General features: G+C 69.4%; 16 protein-coding genes. 5 read left to right on the top strand and 11 right to left on the bottom strand.

Features of this window, described 5'->3' with window-relative positions:
* Nucleotides 1-106 precede the first annotated feature (106 nt).
* Nucleotides 107-598 (top strand): peptide-methionine (R)-S-oxide reductase MsrB, encoded by a 492-nt coding sequence (gene msrB, locus GGR89_RS15185; RefSeq protein WP_125972216.1) that lies wholly within the window; start codon nt 107-109, stop codon nt 596-598.
* Here the strand turns inward: msrB and GGR89_RS15180 are convergent, their stop codons facing one another.
* Nucleotides 599-1,081: a CHAP domain-containing protein gene (locus tag GGR89_RS15180; RefSeq protein WP_241213227.1), complete on the bottom strand. Its 483-nt coding sequence runs from the start codon at nt 1,079-1,081 to the stop codon at nt 599-601.
* 467 nt (nt 1,082-1,548) lie between these two features.
* Here GGR89_RS15180 and GGR89_RS15175 point away from each other — a divergent pair, with 467 nt between their 5' ends.
* Nucleotides 1,549-2,100 carry a hypothetical protein gene (locus tag GGR89_RS15175; protein ID WP_125972211.1) on the top strand — a complete coding sequence of 184 codons (552 nt, stop codon included), beginning with the start codon at nt 1,549-1,551 and terminating at the stop codon, nt 2,098-2,100.
* Between the two features lie 4 nt (nt 2,101-2,104).
* On the opposite strand, the gene GGR89_RS15170 is transcribed toward GGR89_RS15175, so the two are convergent.
* From GGR89_RS15170 to GGR89_RS15125, 10 genes are all read right to left on the bottom strand, one after another.
* Nucleotides 2,105-2,836, bottom strand: coding sequence for an extensin-like domain-containing protein (locus GGR89_RS15170; protein ID WP_125972209.1), 732 nt, complete (start codon nt 2,834-2,836; stop codon nt 2,105-2,107).
* A complete protein-coding gene (locus GGR89_RS15165) occupies nt 2,833-3,567 on the bottom strand; it encodes an NUDIX hydrolase (protein WP_125972208.1) in 735 nt (244 codons plus the stop codon). The genes GGR89_RS15170 and GGR89_RS15165 overlap by 4 nt, the downstream gene beginning before the upstream one ends.
* 30 nt (nt 3,568-3,597) lie before the next feature.
* Nucleotides 3,598-4,656 (bottom strand): SMP-30/gluconolactonase/LRE family protein, encoded by a 1,059-nt coding sequence (locus tag GGR89_RS15160; RefSeq protein WP_125972206.1) that lies wholly within the window; start codon nt 4,654-4,656, stop codon nt 3,598-3,600.
* An 11-nt stretch (nt 4,657-4,667) separates the two neighbouring features.
* Nucleotides 4,668-6,011 (bottom strand): GntT/GntP/DsdX family permease, encoded by a 1,344-nt coding sequence (locus GGR89_RS15155; RefSeq protein WP_125972204.1) that lies wholly within the window; start codon nt 6,009-6,011, stop codon nt 4,668-4,670.
* Nucleotides 6,011-8,245, bottom strand: coding sequence for a glycoside hydrolase family 3 N-terminal domain-containing protein (locus GGR89_RS15150; RefSeq protein ID WP_125972202.1), 2,235 nt, complete (start codon nt 8,243-8,245; stop codon nt 6,011-6,013). The genes GGR89_RS15155 and GGR89_RS15150 overlap by 1 nt, the downstream gene beginning before the upstream one ends.
* Nucleotides 8,246-8,256: 11 nt before the next feature.
* The gene (locus GGR89_RS15145) at nt 8,257-9,351 is read right to left on the bottom strand and encodes a Gfo/Idh/MocA family protein (RefSeq protein ID WP_125972200.1); all 1,095 of its coding nucleotides are present in this window, start codon (nt 9,349-9,351) and stop codon (nt 8,257-8,259) included.
* A 109-nt stretch (nt 9,352-9,460) separates the two neighbouring features.
* Entirely contained in the window at nt 9,461-10,795 is a 1,335-nt protein-coding gene (locus GGR89_RS15140) for an ATP-binding protein (protein ID WP_125972198.1), read from the bottom strand.
* Entirely contained in the window at nt 10,792-11,517 is a 726-nt protein-coding gene (locus GGR89_RS15135; RefSeq protein WP_125972196.1) for a response regulator, read from the bottom strand. The genes GGR89_RS15140 and GGR89_RS15135 overlap by 4 nt, the downstream gene beginning before the upstream one ends.
* A gap of 68 nt (nt 11,518-11,585) precedes the next feature.
* Nucleotides 11,586-12,887 (bottom strand): M28 family metallopeptidase, encoded by a 1,302-nt coding sequence (locus GGR89_RS15130; RefSeq protein ID WP_125972194.1) that lies wholly within the window; start codon nt 12,885-12,887, stop codon nt 11,586-11,588.
* 40 nt (nt 12,888-12,927) lie between these two features.
* Nucleotides 12,928-13,383: a universal stress protein gene (locus tag GGR89_RS15125; protein WP_125972192.1), complete on the bottom strand. Its 456-nt coding sequence runs from the start codon at nt 13,381-13,383 to the stop codon at nt 12,928-12,930.
* A 130-nt stretch (nt 13,384-13,513) separates the two neighbouring features.
* Here GGR89_RS15125 and GGR89_RS15120 point away from each other — a divergent pair, with 130 nt between their 5' ends.
* From GGR89_RS15120 to GGR89_RS15110, 3 genes are read left to right on the top strand one after another with little or no spacing between them, the layout of a single operon-like run.
* Nucleotides 13,514-14,809 (top strand): pyruvate dehydrogenase complex dihydrolipoamide acetyltransferase, encoded by a 1,296-nt coding sequence (locus tag GGR89_RS15120; protein ID WP_126000976.1) that lies wholly within the window; start codon nt 13,514-13,516, stop codon nt 14,807-14,809.
* Nucleotides 14,810-14,822: 13 nt separating this feature from the next.
* Nucleotides 14,823-15,050, top strand: coding sequence for a hypothetical protein (locus GGR89_RS15115; protein ID WP_121073802.1), 228 nt, complete (start codon nt 14,823-14,825; stop codon nt 15,048-15,050).
* Nucleotides 15,043-15,438, top strand: a complete 396-nt coding sequence (locus tag GGR89_RS15110; RefSeq protein WP_125976356.1) for an acyl-CoA thioesterase — start codon at nt 15,043-15,045, stop codon at nt 15,436-15,438. Before GGR89_RS15115 ends, GGR89_RS15110 begins: the two co-directional genes overlap by 8 nt.
* Nucleotides 15,439-15,482 lie beyond the last annotated feature (44 nt).

Genomic DNA, 15,482 nt, shown 5'->3' with positions numbered 1-15,482 from the left:
GCGACCTGCCGCAGTCTGGCGGCGGGAAGAAAATGCCGAAGGCGCTGCAACCTTTCGGCCGCGCGCACCGAACCTATATCGAGACCATCATCCCGAAAGGTTCGCCATGCCGATCGATCGCCGCCAGTTGCTCGCCGCCGCCGGGGCGGGCGCCATCGCCCTGCCGCTGTTCGCCTGCAGCACCGCGCCTGCCGCACCGCTCCCCGACTTTCCGTTCAAGCTGACCGACGCCGAATGGAAGAAGAGGCTGGGCCCGGCGGCCTATAACGTGCTGCGCAACGGCGGGACCGAGTATCCCTTCACCAGCCCGCTCAACAAGGAGCATCGCAAGGGCGTGTTCGGCTGCGCGGGCTGCGCGTTGCCCTTGTTCGATTCCGCCACCAAGTTCGACAGCGGCACCGGCTGGCCGAGCTTCTATCAGCCGCTGGCGAATGCGGTGGTGACGCGGAGCGATCGCAGCCTGGGCATGGCGCGCACCGAAGTGCTGTGCCGCCGCTGCGGCGGCCATCTCGGCCATGTCTTCGACGACGGGCCGAAGCCGACCGGCAAACGCTATTGCATGAACGGGGTGGCGCTGCGCTTCACCCCGCGCGCCTGATCAGTTGGAGGCGATCTGGGTCAGCGTCGGCAGGCTGAGCGCCGCGACCTGGACATTGGCCCAGTCGCTCGCCGGCGCCGCGTCCGGATAGATGAAGCCGTTCACCGGATAGGCCGAGAGGCCGAGGCTGCCGATGCGGCCATACCACACGCGCACTTCGCTCCAGTCGCCGGCGGCCGAAACGTCCACCGCGCGGACATCGTGCTCGACGGCGCCGGGGGTCGACCAGTTGGCGTGGGTGAGCAGGACTTCGCGCGGGCTGACGACCTGCGAGACCATCGCGACATGGCCCATCGGCATGCGGGCGGTACGCCGGAACGACATCACCGCGCCGACCTTGGGGGTCTCGCCGCGCTCGTAGCGGCCGGCGGCCTGGTCCCACCAGGTCCAGGCATTGCCGCGGAGCTCGACGCCCGAGGCCTGGCGCGCGAAGGTAACGCACTGCCAGAAGGTGCCCTTCGCCTGAGCCGGAACGACAGTCATCAGGGCGCACGCCGCCATCAGCGCAAAACGCGCTGCGAAACGAGTGAACATCTTTGGACCCCCCGGTCAGGAAAGGAAGTGGTTGAGGGTTGCTAGCCAAACTATAGGACGGCCGTATACCCCTGCGGCGCGCCGATCCGACGAACCGTTGGAATGCGCCGACGAGGTGCGCTGAACGGTTTCTGAACGGCGGAACCGGCCCGAAAACCCATCGTGCCGCGCGGTGCGCAACCGATTGCCCAATCTGAGATACGGGCGAGACCATAAGGGAAAATACGGCGTGAATTCAGAAGCCTAAGGAAGTTCCCTTAGCGTCATCGCTTCGTCGCAAACCAATGTTGCGTCGCAGCACATTTTAGGGTCCAATGCTCGTGGGGATACGGAGGGGGTCATTAAGCTCTGCGTTAACCAGTGCGGAGCATGATCCTCTCTACCGGGCAGAAGGAACCCGAGCGGGAGACGTTACGATGGCTGCACGAGCAAAACCGGCCGAAGGTGCGATGACGCTGGCAGAAATGAAGGAGTTCGCGGGCTTTGCCGCCGGCACCCAGCGCTATGTGCGCCGGTCGCTCGACGTGGGCCTGGAGCGCGACGACGCGCTTTCGCGCTGGTCGCGCGACGTGGTCGAAGCCGCCAGCATCCGCGCCCAGGCGCGCATCTACGAGCGCCTCAAGGACATCCGCGCAATGATGCCGAGCGACAGCGACCTGGGCGGGATCGAGCCGTTCATGGCACCGCTGGTGACGCTCTCGGCGTTCGACCTCGGCCAGGGCCGGCTGACCAGCTTCTCCTCCTATCGCTTCCTCTACGAGCGGCTGCTCGGCGCGGAAGTGCGGCCGTGGCTGCCGGCGGCCTTCTGCTCGGCCTCGGCGCTGCCGCACCTCCACCCGGACCTGCGCCGCAAGCTGCTCCAGTCGATCAGCGAAGCCGCGGCGACCGCCTCGGGCTGGTCGAACCGCCAGCCGAGCTTCTTCCCGCAATGGGTCGAGAAGATCGACACCAACGCCCTGCCGAACTGATCGGCTAGCGACACGCCCGCCACCCCATCTCGCCGCGTGCAGCCTGGTCGAGATGGAGGTGGTCGCGGTGGGCGGCATTATAGTCGGGCGACAGCACCGTCGCGAACAGCCGGCAGGCGCCGTCGCGCACCGCACGCAGGAAGGCAGGCTTGTCGCCTTCCCCCTTCCAGTCACCCAGCACGCTCACCCGCCGCCCGTCGGCGAGGACGAAGGCCGCGATGTCGACCGCATTCGCCTTGGCGTGCTCGCTCCAGTCGCCGGTGGTGCGGCCGTACATGCGGCGACACGAATAGCTGCCGAAATGCTCGATCCGCACGACGCGCGAGCCGAAATGCTTCTGCGCCTCCGGCTGGACGATGTTCCATTCCCACAGCGCCAGCCCCACCGCCACCGGACAGGCGGTGCCGAGCGACGCCGGGCTGAACGCGATCGTCCGCGCGCCACCTGACGTGAAGCGCACGCCGTTGGCATAGCCGCATTCGCCCCGCCGCGGCACCGGCGCCAGCTTCTCGTAGCGCACGCCCGCCCGGGTGAGCAGCGCCCGGCACTGGCCGTCATCGCTTCCCAGCCCCGCCAGCTTGCGCCCGGTAAAGGCGCCGATCGGCTGCGACAGGTCGAGCGGGGTCCAGGGCACGTCCTGCGGCCGGCTGCGCGTCCACATCAGCAGGAGCAGCGCCCCGCCGGCGATCAGCGCGAAGACCAGCAGCACCCAGACGGTCTGCTTGAGCGCCCTCACGCCCGCACCGCGCGGTCCATCCGCTCGGCCGTGACGGGATAGCCGAGCCCCTCCGGGATGCACAGCCAGTCGACGCCGCCCCGCGACTCGACGAAGGGGGTGATCGGCTCGATCGGAAAGCGGCGGGCATGGGCCATGGCCGAGTCGAAACCGTCGAAGAGCGCCAGCCGTTCCAGATTGCGCCGGGTGGGATAGATCACCATCGCCTCGCCGCGATCGGCGAGGTCCAGCGCGCCCCGCGCAGTGATCCAGCACAGCCGGACATTCTCGCTGCCGTCGACCTCCGGCGCGACCCCCTCGGGCGCGCGGGCGAGATAAAAGCGGGTGTCGAACACCCGGTGCGGCAGGCCGTAGGGGAGCCAGCGGGCGAAGGGCACCAGCGCGTCCAGATCCAGCGCCAGCCCGGCCTCCGTCAGCAGTTGCGCAAAGGGTTCACCGGCATGGAGCGCGGCGCGGATCGTTGCCAGCGTACCAGGGGCACAGCGGAGCCCCAGCGCCAGCCCCGCCTCCTCGATCGTCTCGCGGATCGCCGCGACTCGGGCCGCGGCATCGTCATGGCAGTCGGTCAGCAGATGATCGCCGGGATCGATCCGGCCGCCGGGAAACACCAGCGCGCCGCCCGCGAACGCCATCGCCCGCGAGCGCTCGACCATCAGCAGCTCGGGCGGCCCGCCCGCCACCTCGCGCATCACGATCACGGTGGCGGCGGGGATGGCTTCGGCTTGCGACATCGCCCCGGCTCTACGCCGGGCGGTCGCCGCTTACCAGCCGGAGGCGCGCAGGCGGAGGCGGAACACCTCGTCGCTGGAAGTGATGAACAGCGTCTTGCCGTCCTCGCCGAAGCAGCAATTCGCCGCCTTCTTGCCCGTCGAGATCAGCCCCAGCCGCCGCCCGTCCGGCGCCACGACATGGATGCCGCCGGGCCCGCTGGCATAGAGATGCCCGCTCGCCGCCACCTTCATCCCGTCGGCATGGCCCTGGAGCCCCGCCGCGGTGCCGGCGCGGTGATCGAGGAAGATCTTCCGGCCCGTCACCAGACCATCCTCGCCCAGCGAATAGGCCCAGGTGTAGGGCGCGGCATCGTCCGACACCGAGACGTAGAGCGTCCGCTGGTCGGGCGAGAGGCCGATGCCGTTGGGCCGGGTGAGCTTCGATTCGATCAGGTGCACCGTGCCGTTGGTGTCGAGCCGGTACACGCCGTTGAACGGCAGCTCCTTCAGCGGCGACTGGTCGCCCTCGGTGAAGCCATAGGGCGGATCGGTGAAGTAAATCGCGCCGTTCTTCGCCTGGACCAGGTCGTTGCAGCTGTTGAACCGCTTGCCGTCATATTTGCCGGCAAGGATCGTCTTTTCCTTGGTCTCCAGGTCCACCGCCGCGATCGCGCGGGTCCCGCTGTCCGCGATCAGCAGTTCGCCCTTGCGCCCCTGGATCATGCCGTTCGATCCTGCCTCGCGCACGCCCTTGGGGATCGGCCCGGCGAGCCCCGAGGGCACGAGGAACGGCTTGGTCTCCTTGCCGTCCCAGCGATAGGCGATGTTCGCCGGCACGTCGGAGAAGAGCAGATAGCTGCGATCGAACGCGCTCGCCCCGCCCGATGCGCCGCCGGTCACCGCGCCGTCGCGGATCCATACCGGCCCCTCGGCCCATTGGATGCCGCTGGCAATCACCTCGAGCGGCGACTCGACGTCGAGCAGGGCATCCAGCTCGGGATCGAGCCGCGTGATCGTCCCCGCCCCCGCCCCCGCCGCGCGGGCGATGCCCGGCAGCAGCGGCAGCGCGGCAAGGCCGCCCAACAGGGTGCGGCGGGTGGTGGCGAGCATCGAAATCCCCCTCAGACGAACGGCCATAGCAGCAGCGCCATGGCGAAACTGGTCAGTCCCGCGATGGTGGCACCGATGGTCCAGCTGCGAAAGGTCTGCGCTTCGGTGAGGCCAAGATACTGCTTCACCAGCCAGAAGCCGGTGTCGTTGACATGGCTCGCGATGGTCGCGCCCGATCCGATCGCGACGGTGACCAGCGCGATCCGGTCCGGCCCCAGCCCCGCCGCGCCGATCAGCGGGGCGGCCAAGCCAGCGGCGGTGACCATCGCGACCGTCGCCGAGCCCTGCGCCACCCGGACGAAGGCGGAGAGCAGGAAGGCGAAGACCGGGATCGAAACCTGCGCCGCCTGCACCGCCATGGTGATCTGCTTGCCCGCGCCCGAGTCGATCAGCACTTCCTTGTACGCCGCACCCGCGCCGATGATCAGCACCATCAGGCCTGCCGGCTCCAGCGCGCGGGTGCTGATCTTGGACAGCGTCTCGAACCCCGCGCCCGCGACGAAGCGCAGCCACGCCATCGCGCCCAGCACCGCCAGGATCAGCGCCGTGAAGGGATGGCCGAGAAAGACGAGCGTGGAGCGCGCCAGCCCCGGCGCCATCGCCTCGCTCGCCACCGTGCCGATCAGGATCAGCGCCAGCGGCAGCAGCATCGCGGCGAGCGCGGGGCCGAAGCCGACCGCATTGGTCTGCGGCGCGCCTTCGTCGAGCATCGGCGGCGCGCCGATCGCGCCATAGCCCGGCGCACCATGCGCCAGCTTGGCGAAGACGGGGCCCGCAAGGATCGCCGAGGGGATGCCGCAGATCAGGCCATAGAGCGCCATCCGCCCATAGTCGGTGTGGAGCAGCTCGGCGACCGCGACCGGCCCCGGATGCGGCGGCAGCAGCGCGTGCATCGTCATCAGGCCCGCGAGCAGCGGCAGCGCGAAATAGGTGACGCGCCGCTCGGCCCGCACCGCCAGCGTGGTGAGCAGCGGCGCGAGGATGATGAAGGCGACGTCGAAGAACAGCGGCACGCCGATGATGATACCGATCGCGGTGAGCGCCCAGGGGACGCGCTTCTGCCCGAACAGGTCGAGCAGCCGCCGCGCGATCGCCTGCACGCCGCCCGAGGCTTCGAGCATGCCGCCCAGCACTGCGCCGAGCCCGATTACCACCGCGACCGAACCGAGCGCCTCGCCCGTGCCCTTGCGGATCGCGGCGATCACCGCCTGGGGATCGTTGCCGAAGACGAGGCCGGTCGCCAGCGCCACCAGCAGCAGCGCGACGAAGGGCTGGAGCTTGAGGCGCAGCACCAAGAGGATGACGGTCGCGATGCTGCCCGCGACGATGAGCAGCGTATGCCAGGGCTCGCCCATCACGCGATCTCCACCTTGGTTGCGAGCGAGGCGGCAGGCACCTGCCCCTCCGCGCCGGCGGTGATGCGGAACCTGGCTTCGCTCTTCAGATCGACCGAGGAGGCACCGGCCATCAGCCGGATGTCGCCCGCCTCGACGATCCACTTGCCGTCGCGCCAGAAGGCGAATTGCTCGGGGCTCAGGGTGAAGCGGACGGTGCGGCTCTGGCCCGGCTTGAGCGGCACGCGCGCGAAACCGCGCAGCTCCGCCACCGGCCGCGAGACCGCGGCGACGGGATCGTTGGCGTAGAGCTGCACCACCTCGTCCACCGCCATCGTGCCGCGATTGGTGACCTGCACCGATGCCGTGATGCGGCCGCCGGGGGCGACGGTTTCGGCGCTGAGGCTCAGCGGGCCATAGGCGATCTCGCCATAGGTAAGGCCATGCCCGAAGGCGAAGAGCGGGCCGATCTCGGTGTCGTGATAGCGCGCGCTGTCCACCGCCAAGTCCGGATTGGCCGGGCGGCCGGTGGGCAGATGGGCGTAGCTCTGCGGCGACTGGCCCGTCCGGCGCGGCATGCCGATCGGCAGGCGACCGCCGGGCGCGGCCTTGCCGGTAAGGATCTCCGCGATCGCGGGGCCGCTCTCGATACCGAGCAGCCAGGTCTGCAGCACGGCAGGCACCCCGGTCAGCTCGCGCTCGAGCGCCAGCGGGCGGCCCCCCATGAGGATCGCGACGATCGGCTTGCCGGTGGCTTTCAGCGCCTCCAGCAGCGCCGCCTGACCCTCGGGGAGACCGATCTCCGCATAGCTGCGCGCCTCGCCGGTGCGGTTGAAATCCTCGCCAAGCGCCACGAGCACGATGTCGGCGCGCTTGGCCGCCTCGACCGCCGCCGCGACATCGGTGCCCGGCTGATAGTCGGCCCCCGCCAGCGCAGCCTTGAGCGTCACCGCGTCGGTCGCCTGTCCGCGTGCGCGCCACGAACCGATCGCCGAGGAGGCATCGTCCGCCAGCGCGCCGATCAGCGCGAGCCTGGCGCCCGGCTTGAGCGGCAGCACCGCGCCGTCGTTGCGCAGCAGCACCAACGAGCGCTTGGCGAGATCGCGCGCCTCGGTCCGCCGCAGCGGCGCCTTGTCGCGCGCGGGATCGCCGAAGCCATAGGGATCGTCGAACAGCCCCAGCCGCGCCTTGGCGGCGAGGATGCGGCCGACCGACTCGTCGATGAGCGGCACGAGGCTCGCATCGGCGGTCGCGGCTTCGGCGAGGTAGGTGGCGTAGCTGCCGCTCGCCATGTCCATGTCGACGCCCGCCTTGAGCGCCAGCACCGCGGCTTCGCGCGCATCGGCGGCGATGCCGTGGTTGACCAGCTCGCGGATCGCGTTCCAGTCGCTCACCACCAGCCCCTGATAGTGCCACTGGGCGCGCAGGAAGCCGCGCACCAGCTCGGCATTGGCGGTCATCGGTACGCCGTCGAGCGCGTTGAACGCGGTCATGAAACTGCCCGCGCCTGCCCGTGCGGCAGCATGGAAGGGCGGCAGATAGACTTCGTTGAGCGTTCGCGGCCCCACCTCGGCGCTGTCATAGTCGCGACCGCCCTCGGCCGCGCCATAGCCGACGAAATGCTTGGCGCAGGCCATCATCCGCCTGCCCTCGCCCAGATCGGCGCCCTGGAAGCCGGCGACCTGCGCCTCGGCGATGCGGCTGCCGAGATAGGCGTCCTCGCCCGCACCCTCGACCACCCGGCCCCAGCGGGGGTCGCGCGCGACGTCGACCATCGGGGTGAAGGTCCAGTGCAGCCCCGCCGCCCAGGCCTCTTCCGCCGCGATCCGCGCGGCCTGTTCGGCGACCTTGGGGTCCCAGCTGGCTGCCAGCGCCAGCGGCACCGGCAGGATCGTCCGATAGCCATGGATCACGTCCATCGCGAACAGCAGCGGAATCTTGAGCCGCGATTCCTCCACCGCGACGCGCTGCAGGTCGCGCAGCGGCTCGGCCCCGGCGACATGGAGGAACGAGCCCATCTCGCCCTTGCGCACCCGGTCGAGCATCGCCGCGTCGAGCTTCGAGTTGAGCGACTTCTGCCGCCCGCCGGCGATCTGGTTCATCTGCCCGACCTTCTCGGCGAGCGTCATCTGGCCGAGCAGCGCCTGGATGCGGGCGCGGTGGTCGGCGCCCAGCGGCCGGGCGGCGCGGGCCAGCGGGGTCCAGGCGGAAGCGGCGAGCATTGCGCCCGCCGCCAGAACGTTCCGACGATTCATGGGTACGTGCTTCATGCCAGCGTGATCGCCCGGTGTTCGCGCGCCGCGCGGTAGATCGCCTCGATCAACCGCATGTCGCGCAGCCCTTCCTCGCCCGAGACGATCGGCTCGCGCCCGCTCATGATGCATTCGGGCAGGTGATCGAGCTGGCGGACGAACTGGTTCTTGGCCGGCTTGGGCAGCACCACCTGCTCGCGCTTGCCCTCCAGCCGGGTCCACATCTCCTGGCCCTCATAGTTGGTGGCGGGCTCGAGCTCGACCCAGCCCTTCCGGCCGGTGACGCGATAGTGATTGTGGTTCGAGCTGTAGCTCGACACGCAATCGGCGATCAGCCCGCTGGGGAAGCGCAACTGCCAGTCGATGCGGTCCTCCACCGTCTTGAAGCGCGGATCGCTGCGATCGGTGTACTCCATCGCGCTGACCTCGACCGGCTCCTCGCCGGAAAGATAGCGCGCCGCATTGAGGCTGTAGATGCCGATGTCCATCATCGATCCGCCGCCGGACAGCGCCTTGTCGAGCCGCCACTGGTTGGGCCCCGCATAGAAGCCGTGCTCGGCGAAGATCAGCGTCGGCTTGCCGAGCGCGCCCGACTTCACCGTCTCGATCGCCTTGAGATTGTACGGCTCGAAATGGCAGCGATAGCCGATCATCAGCTTCTTGCCGGCCTTCTTGGCGGCGGCGATCATCGCCTGGCATTCGGCGACCGAGACCGCCATCGGCTTTTCGCACATCACATGCTTGCCGGCCTGGTGCGCGCGGATCGTGTATTCGGCGTGCATCGAGTTGGGCAGCACGACATAGACGATGTCAATGTCCGGATTGTCGCGGATCCGGTCGTACGTCTCGTAGCTGTATTGGTGGGTCTTGGGGATGCCGTATTCGGCGCCGTATTTCTCCAGCTTGGCAGGCGTGCCGCTCACCAGCGCCTTGAGTTCGGCGAACTCGCAGTCCTTGAGGTTGGGCATGATCTGCCTGGTGGCGTAATAGCCCAGGCCGACCACCGCATAGCCGAGCTTGCGCTTGGGCGCGGCCTGTGCCGATCCGCCGAGCGCACTGGCGAAGACCCCGGCGCCGATCCCGCCGAGCACGTCGCGTCGCGTTCCCATGATCCTCCTCCTCGTCCCCGGCGGCGTTGCGTGCCGCACGGCCGACAGCGGTATCAACAATGGAAGGGGCGGGCCAGCGTCTCGGGGTCGTAGATGGAAACGATTGAAATCAAAGCGGAAGCGTGACGGTGGCGCACAGCCCGCCGCCGCTGCGCCGGTGCAGCGTGATGTCGCCGCCATGCGCCCGCGCGGTCGCCCGGGCGCTGGCGAGGCCCAGCCCCATGCCGCCGGTATCGCGGTTGCGCGAACGCTCGCCGCGGAAGAAGGGGTCGAACACGCGCTCCATGTCCTCGTCGGCGATGCCCGGCCCACGATCGCGCACCGCGATCACCGCCTCGTGGTCGCGCGCCGACAGCAGCAGTTCCGCACCGCCGGCATATTTGACCGCGTTGCCGACGAGATTGGCGAGCATCGCCTTGAGCGCCACCGGGTCCGCCTCGATCACGACGGGATCGCCCAGTTCCAGGCTGACATCCGCGCCGCGGTCCGCCGCGTCGTCGACCACCGTTTCGGCCAGCGAGCGCAGGTCGAGCGGGCGGCGCACGCCGATGCGGCTGCTGTCGCGGACATAGGCCATCACGGCGGAGATCATCGCCTGCATCTCGCGGATGTCGCCCTCGCACGCGGCGCGGATCGCCGGATCGGCATCCTCGACGCGCAGTCCCAGCCGCATCAACGGGGTGCGCAGATCATGCGCCACCGCCGCGATCATCGTCGCGCGATCGTCGACATAACGATTCAGCCGCGCCTGCATGTCGTTGAACGCGCGGGCGGCCTCGGCGATCTCGGCGGGGCCATCGAGCTCGATCGGGGGCGCGCGCGGGTCGCGGCCCAGCCGCTCGGCGGCACGGGCAAAGGCGCCGATCGGCCGGGCGAAGCGCTGCGCCATCGCCCAGGCGAAGATCGCGGCAGCCAGTGCCGACAAGACCAGCCAGGCGATGACGAAGAGCCGCCAGGGCTCCAGCCCCTCGCCGGGCGTCACCGTCCGCCAGCTGCCATCGGGCAGCTTGAGCGAGGCTTCGAACCTCCCTGCCACGATCACGTCCTGCGCAGCGGCGGCGCTGGCCGGGGCCGGCGCGGGCGGCACGCCGGCGCGGTTATAGACCTGCGGACGTTGCAGAAAGCCGACGGGGAAGCGCAGGATCACCCGATCGCGGGGCACGCCGAGCGCAGTCGCCAGCGCGACTTCGGTCCGCTCGGCCCGGGGATTCCAGGGCTGGGGCTCCACCGCGGGTGCCCGCAGCACTTCGAATCCCTCCGGCACCGCCATGGGGTTGCGCATGGCCTGGGCGATCTGGCCGACCGTATGGAGCTTCGGATTGGGCGTCTGGATCGCGAACAGCAACCCGAAATTGAGCAGCTGGACCACCGCGACGCACGCCAGCATCCGCACGAAGATGCGCAGGAACAGCGGCGAGCGGGATGCCGCCGTTCCCTTGCTCATGCGCGCGTCACGCGGGGGACGAACAGATAGCCTTCGTTGCGCACCGTGCGGATGATCTCGTCGGCACCCGAGCGGAGCTTGCGCCGCAGCCGGCTGACCTGCACGTCGATCGCGCGGTCATAGGCGTCCGAATCGGGACCGCGTGCGGCGGCGAGCAGCGCCTCGCGGGTCAGCACACGGCGCGGACGCTCGATGAACACGCGCAGCACCGCGAACTCGCCGTCGGTGAGGCCGACCAGCACGCCGTCCGGATCGAACAGCTCGTGGCTGCCCAGGTCGATCCGCCAGCCCTCGAAGGTGTAGACGTCGCCCGCCGGCGGCGTCGCGGCGGTGGTGCCGCGCTTGCGCAGCGCCGCACGCACGGTGGCAAGGATCTCGCGCGGGCTGCACGGCTTGGGCAGATAATGGCCCGCGCCGACCTCGAGTCCGAGGATCCGGTCCTGCTCCTCGCCCAGCGCGCTCAGCAGGATCACGTCGGGGCCGTCGGCGGTAGCGATGCGGCGGCAAGCGGAAAGCCCGTCCTCGCCCGGCATCATCACGTCGAGGATCACCACGTCGACCGGCATCTTCTCGAGGATCACGTCCATGTCGCGTGCGCTCGACGCCGTCTCGACGCGGTAGCCGCGCGCGCCGAGGCTGTTGGCGAGGAGCAGGCGGATGTCGCGGTCGTCGTCGACCACCAGCAGCGTGGCGGGATCGTCGGAAGCGGGATGGGTTGCCATGCTCAAACTCGACTCTTCAACAAATGGACCCCCGCTGGCGGCCCCTATGAACCCTTGTGATCGAAGGTTCAACGTTCGCGCACCGGCCGCGCGCCGAAGCTGACTAGGCTCTCCGCCCCGTCGGCGGCAACGGCCGCGACGCCAACGAAGCTGTCGTCGACGATGATGCCCCCGAGCACGGTCTCGGTCTTGTCCCCGGCAACATCGACATGGTTGGTCCACGCGTCACTGTCTGCGGCCCGCCAATAGACGCGGTACTTGGCCGCCCCGGCGACCGCCGGCCATTTTACCGTGGTATCGGTGGCGAGCGCGCCGCTGAGGATCACCGGCTCGGGCGCGGCGGGGGCGCTGGCGAGGCGGCGCAGCGTCGCGACGTTGAGCGCGGTGACCTTGGCGAGATAGGGGAAGTCCATCCGGTCGACGGTGTCGCCATAGACCTTCCCGCCATCGGTACGCAGATCCTGGTGCTGCGCATCGTAATTCTCAACGCCGACCGAGAAGCGCACCGCCGGATAGCCGAGCGTCAGGAAGGGCGAATGGTCGCCGCCGCGCCCGAAACGGTCCGGACGGCGCACCATCAGTACCTTGAGGCCCTGGGGATCCGCCGCCGCGACCCCGCGGATCGCCTTGGCGAGTGCGCGGCTGGGGCCGTCATCCTCGCCGCCATCGGCACGGCGCGCCTTGCCCTCCGCCACGCTTTCGGAGTCGCGCGCACCTTCGGAAAACACGCGGACCCGGTCCGCCACGCGGCGCCCGTCTTGGCCGATCGTGTTGCCGACAATGTCGTTGTTGAGCACCGCCGAGACGGTCCAGCCGCGTTCCTTGGCCGTCTCCGCCAGCAACTGCCCGCCATAGAGCCCCTGTTCCTCGCCCGACAGCGCGGCATAGACGATGGTTGCCTTGAACTTCTGCTTCGAGAGCAGCCGCGCCGATTCGAGCACCAGCGCGACGCCCGAGGCATCGTCATTGGCGCCGGGGGCATCGGCGGTGGCGTTCATCACGTCGGTGACGCGACTGTCGATATGGCCCATCACGATCACGACACGGCCCGGCTCGCTGCCGCGCTGGATGCCGAGGACGTCGACGATCCGGACCCCGTTCGGCGCCCGGGGGCCCTTGAACTCCCGCGCGATCTCGCTGGTCTCGATGCAACCGCCGCAGGCCGCACCGATCTTCGTGAGTTCAGCGCCGAACCAGCGCCGGGCTGCGCCGATCCCGCGCATGGGATGGTCCGGATCGGAAAGCGTGTGGCGCGTGCCGAAGCTGACCAGTTTCTCGACGGCGGCCTTCAGCCGCTGCGGATCGGGGCGGTCCTGCGCGGCGGCAGGCGTGGCGAGCAGGGCGAGCGACAAAAGAGCGAGGATGCGCATGGGCTTATGCTGACGTGCCCGGCCGCGCCGGTCAATCGACTCAGCTCAGTCGGTCGATCGCATCCATGTCGAGCGAGCCCGGGATGATCATCACCGGCACGGTGAGCTTGCCCGAATCCGCGCCGGTAAAGTGCGCGACCAGCTTGCCCGGCGGCCCGCTCGGCGCCGCGCCCAGCACCAAAGCGGCGATGTCGCCATTGGCCGCCAGCATCTCGCGCACCACCTTCGGCCCGTCGCCCTCGCGCACCGTGATCGAGGGCGTCAGGCCGGATTCGGCGAACAGCGTGCCCGCCGCCCGCATCACCAGCGCCTCGGCGCGTTCGCGGGCTTCCTCCTCGATCGTCGCCATCACACCGCCCCATTGAACGAACTCGGCGGGCGGGATCAGCGCCAGGATTTCGACGGTTCCGCCGGTCTTGCTGGCACGCCTGGCGGCGAAGCGCAGCGCGATTTCGGCCTCGGGCGAATCGTCGATCACCACAAGATAGGTGCGCATGGGGGCCTTCCTCGAAGTCTCCCGTTCAGTGGACCGGCACGGGCCGCAGCGCAAGAGCGGGGCTTGACCCTAGGGACTGCGGCGGCAAAGGAGGGGCCAGCCACCCCCAGGACCAACGACGGGAACCTTCATGGGAATCGAAATCAAGATGCCGGCACTTTCTCCCACCATGGAGGAGGGCACGCTTGCCAAGTGGCTCGTCAAGGAAGGCGACACGGTGAAATCCGGCGACCTGCTTGCCGAGATCGAAACCGACAAGGCGACGATGGAATTCGAAGCGGTCGACGAAGGCGTGATCGGGAAGATCCTGGTCGCCGAAGGGACCGATAACGTAAAGGTGGGTACCGTGATCGCGGTGATCGCCGGCGAGGGCGAGGACGTGTCGTCCGCCAGCGCCGCCCCCGCGCCGAGCCCGACCCCGGCGCCTGCCGCGAGCGCGCCTGCGCCCACCCCGACTCCGGCCCCCGCCCCGGCGGCGCAGCCCGCCGCCGCTTCGGGTTCGCGCGTCAAGGCGAGCCCGCTCGCGCGCCGCATCGCCGCCGACAAGGGCGTCGATCTCGCCGGCGTGACCGGATCGGGCCCGAACGGCCGCATCGTCAAGGCCGACGTCGAGGGCGCCAAGCCCGGCGCCGCCCCGGCTGCCGCCCCCACCACTGCCGCTCCGACCGCCAGCGCAGCGCCGGCTGCCGCGCCCGCCGCACCCGCCGAGACCAAGGCCGTCTGGTTCGACGACTCGATCCCGCACGAGGAAGAGAAGCTCTCGAACATCCGCAAGACGATCGCGCGTCGCCTCACCGAGTCGAAGCAGACCGTCCCGCACATCTACCTCACGGTCGACATCCGCCTCGATGCACTGCTCAAGCTGCGCGGTGAGCTCAACAAGGCGCTCGAAGCGCGCGGCGTGAAATTGTCGGTCAACGATCTGCTGATCAAGGCGCTCGGTGTCGCGCTGGCGCGTACGCCCAAGTGCAACGTCACCTTCACCGGCGACAAGCTGATCAAGTACAGCCGCGCCGACGTCTCGGTCGCGGTCTCGACCCCGACCGGGCTGATCACCCCGATCGTCAAGGACGCGGCGAACAAGAGCGTCTCGGCGATCGCGACCGAGATGAAGGACCTCGCCGCCCGCGCCCGCGAGGGCAAGCTGCAGCCGCACGAATATCAGGGCGGCACCGCCAGCCTGTCCAACATGGGCATGTACGGCATCAAGCAGTTCGAGGCGGTGATCAACCCGCCGCAGGGCATGATCATGGCGATCGGCGCGGGCGAGAAGCGCCCGTACATCATCGACGACGCGCTCGGCGTGGCGACGGTGATGAGCGCCACCGGCAGCTTCGACCACCGCGCTATCGACGGGGCCGACGGGGCCGAGATGATGAAGATCTTCAAGGAACTCGTCGAAGCCCCGATGGGCATGATCGCCTGATCGGAGCCGGGCGGTGCGCGTTCTCATCGAGGTGCTTCACATCGTCGCGGGCCTGATCGCGGCGTGGATCATCGCGTCGCTCGCCGCCTGGTCCTACCGCCGCGCCACCCACGACATCTGGCTGGTCGCCTATGTCGCGATGGTGGCGGTGGTGGCGATGGGCATCGGTCCGCTGCGGCGGGCCTATGCCGAAGATCGTGCCAGACTGAACGGACACAAGGAGGCCGCTCGCGATGATTGATCAACAGGGCGGCCCGCCCGACCGCCAGCCGGCGATCCGGGTCACGACGATGCCGGCCGACACCAACCCCTATGGCGACATCTTCGGCGGCTGGCTGATGAGCCAGATGGACATGGCGGCGGGGCTGTTCGCCTCGCGCTATTCGCGCGGCCGGGCGGTCACGGTGGCGGTGGAGGGGATGAAGTTCCACTCCCCCGTCGCGGTCGGCGACGAGGTCTCGGTCTATGCCGAGCTGGTCAAGGTCGGCCGCACCTCGATGACCATCGAGGTCCAGGCCTGGCGCCGCGGCCGGCATGTCGAGGAAAGCTGCCTCGTCACCCAGGCGCATTTCGTGTTCGTCGCGATCGACGCCGAGAAGCGCCCGCGGCCGGTGGAACAGATCGCGTAACCTACCCGCGGACGCCGGGCGGCCCATGCAATCCGCCGGCCCCG

The organism is Sphingomonas trueperi (assembly GCF_011927635.1).
In the GTDB taxonomy this organism is placed as follows: domain Bacteria; phylum Pseudomonadota; class Alphaproteobacteria; order Sphingomonadales; family Sphingomonadaceae; genus Sphingomonas; species Sphingomonas trueperi.
Note: the sequence above shows the minus strand (reverse complement) of the source record. Positions and strands in the feature narration are given on the sequence as shown.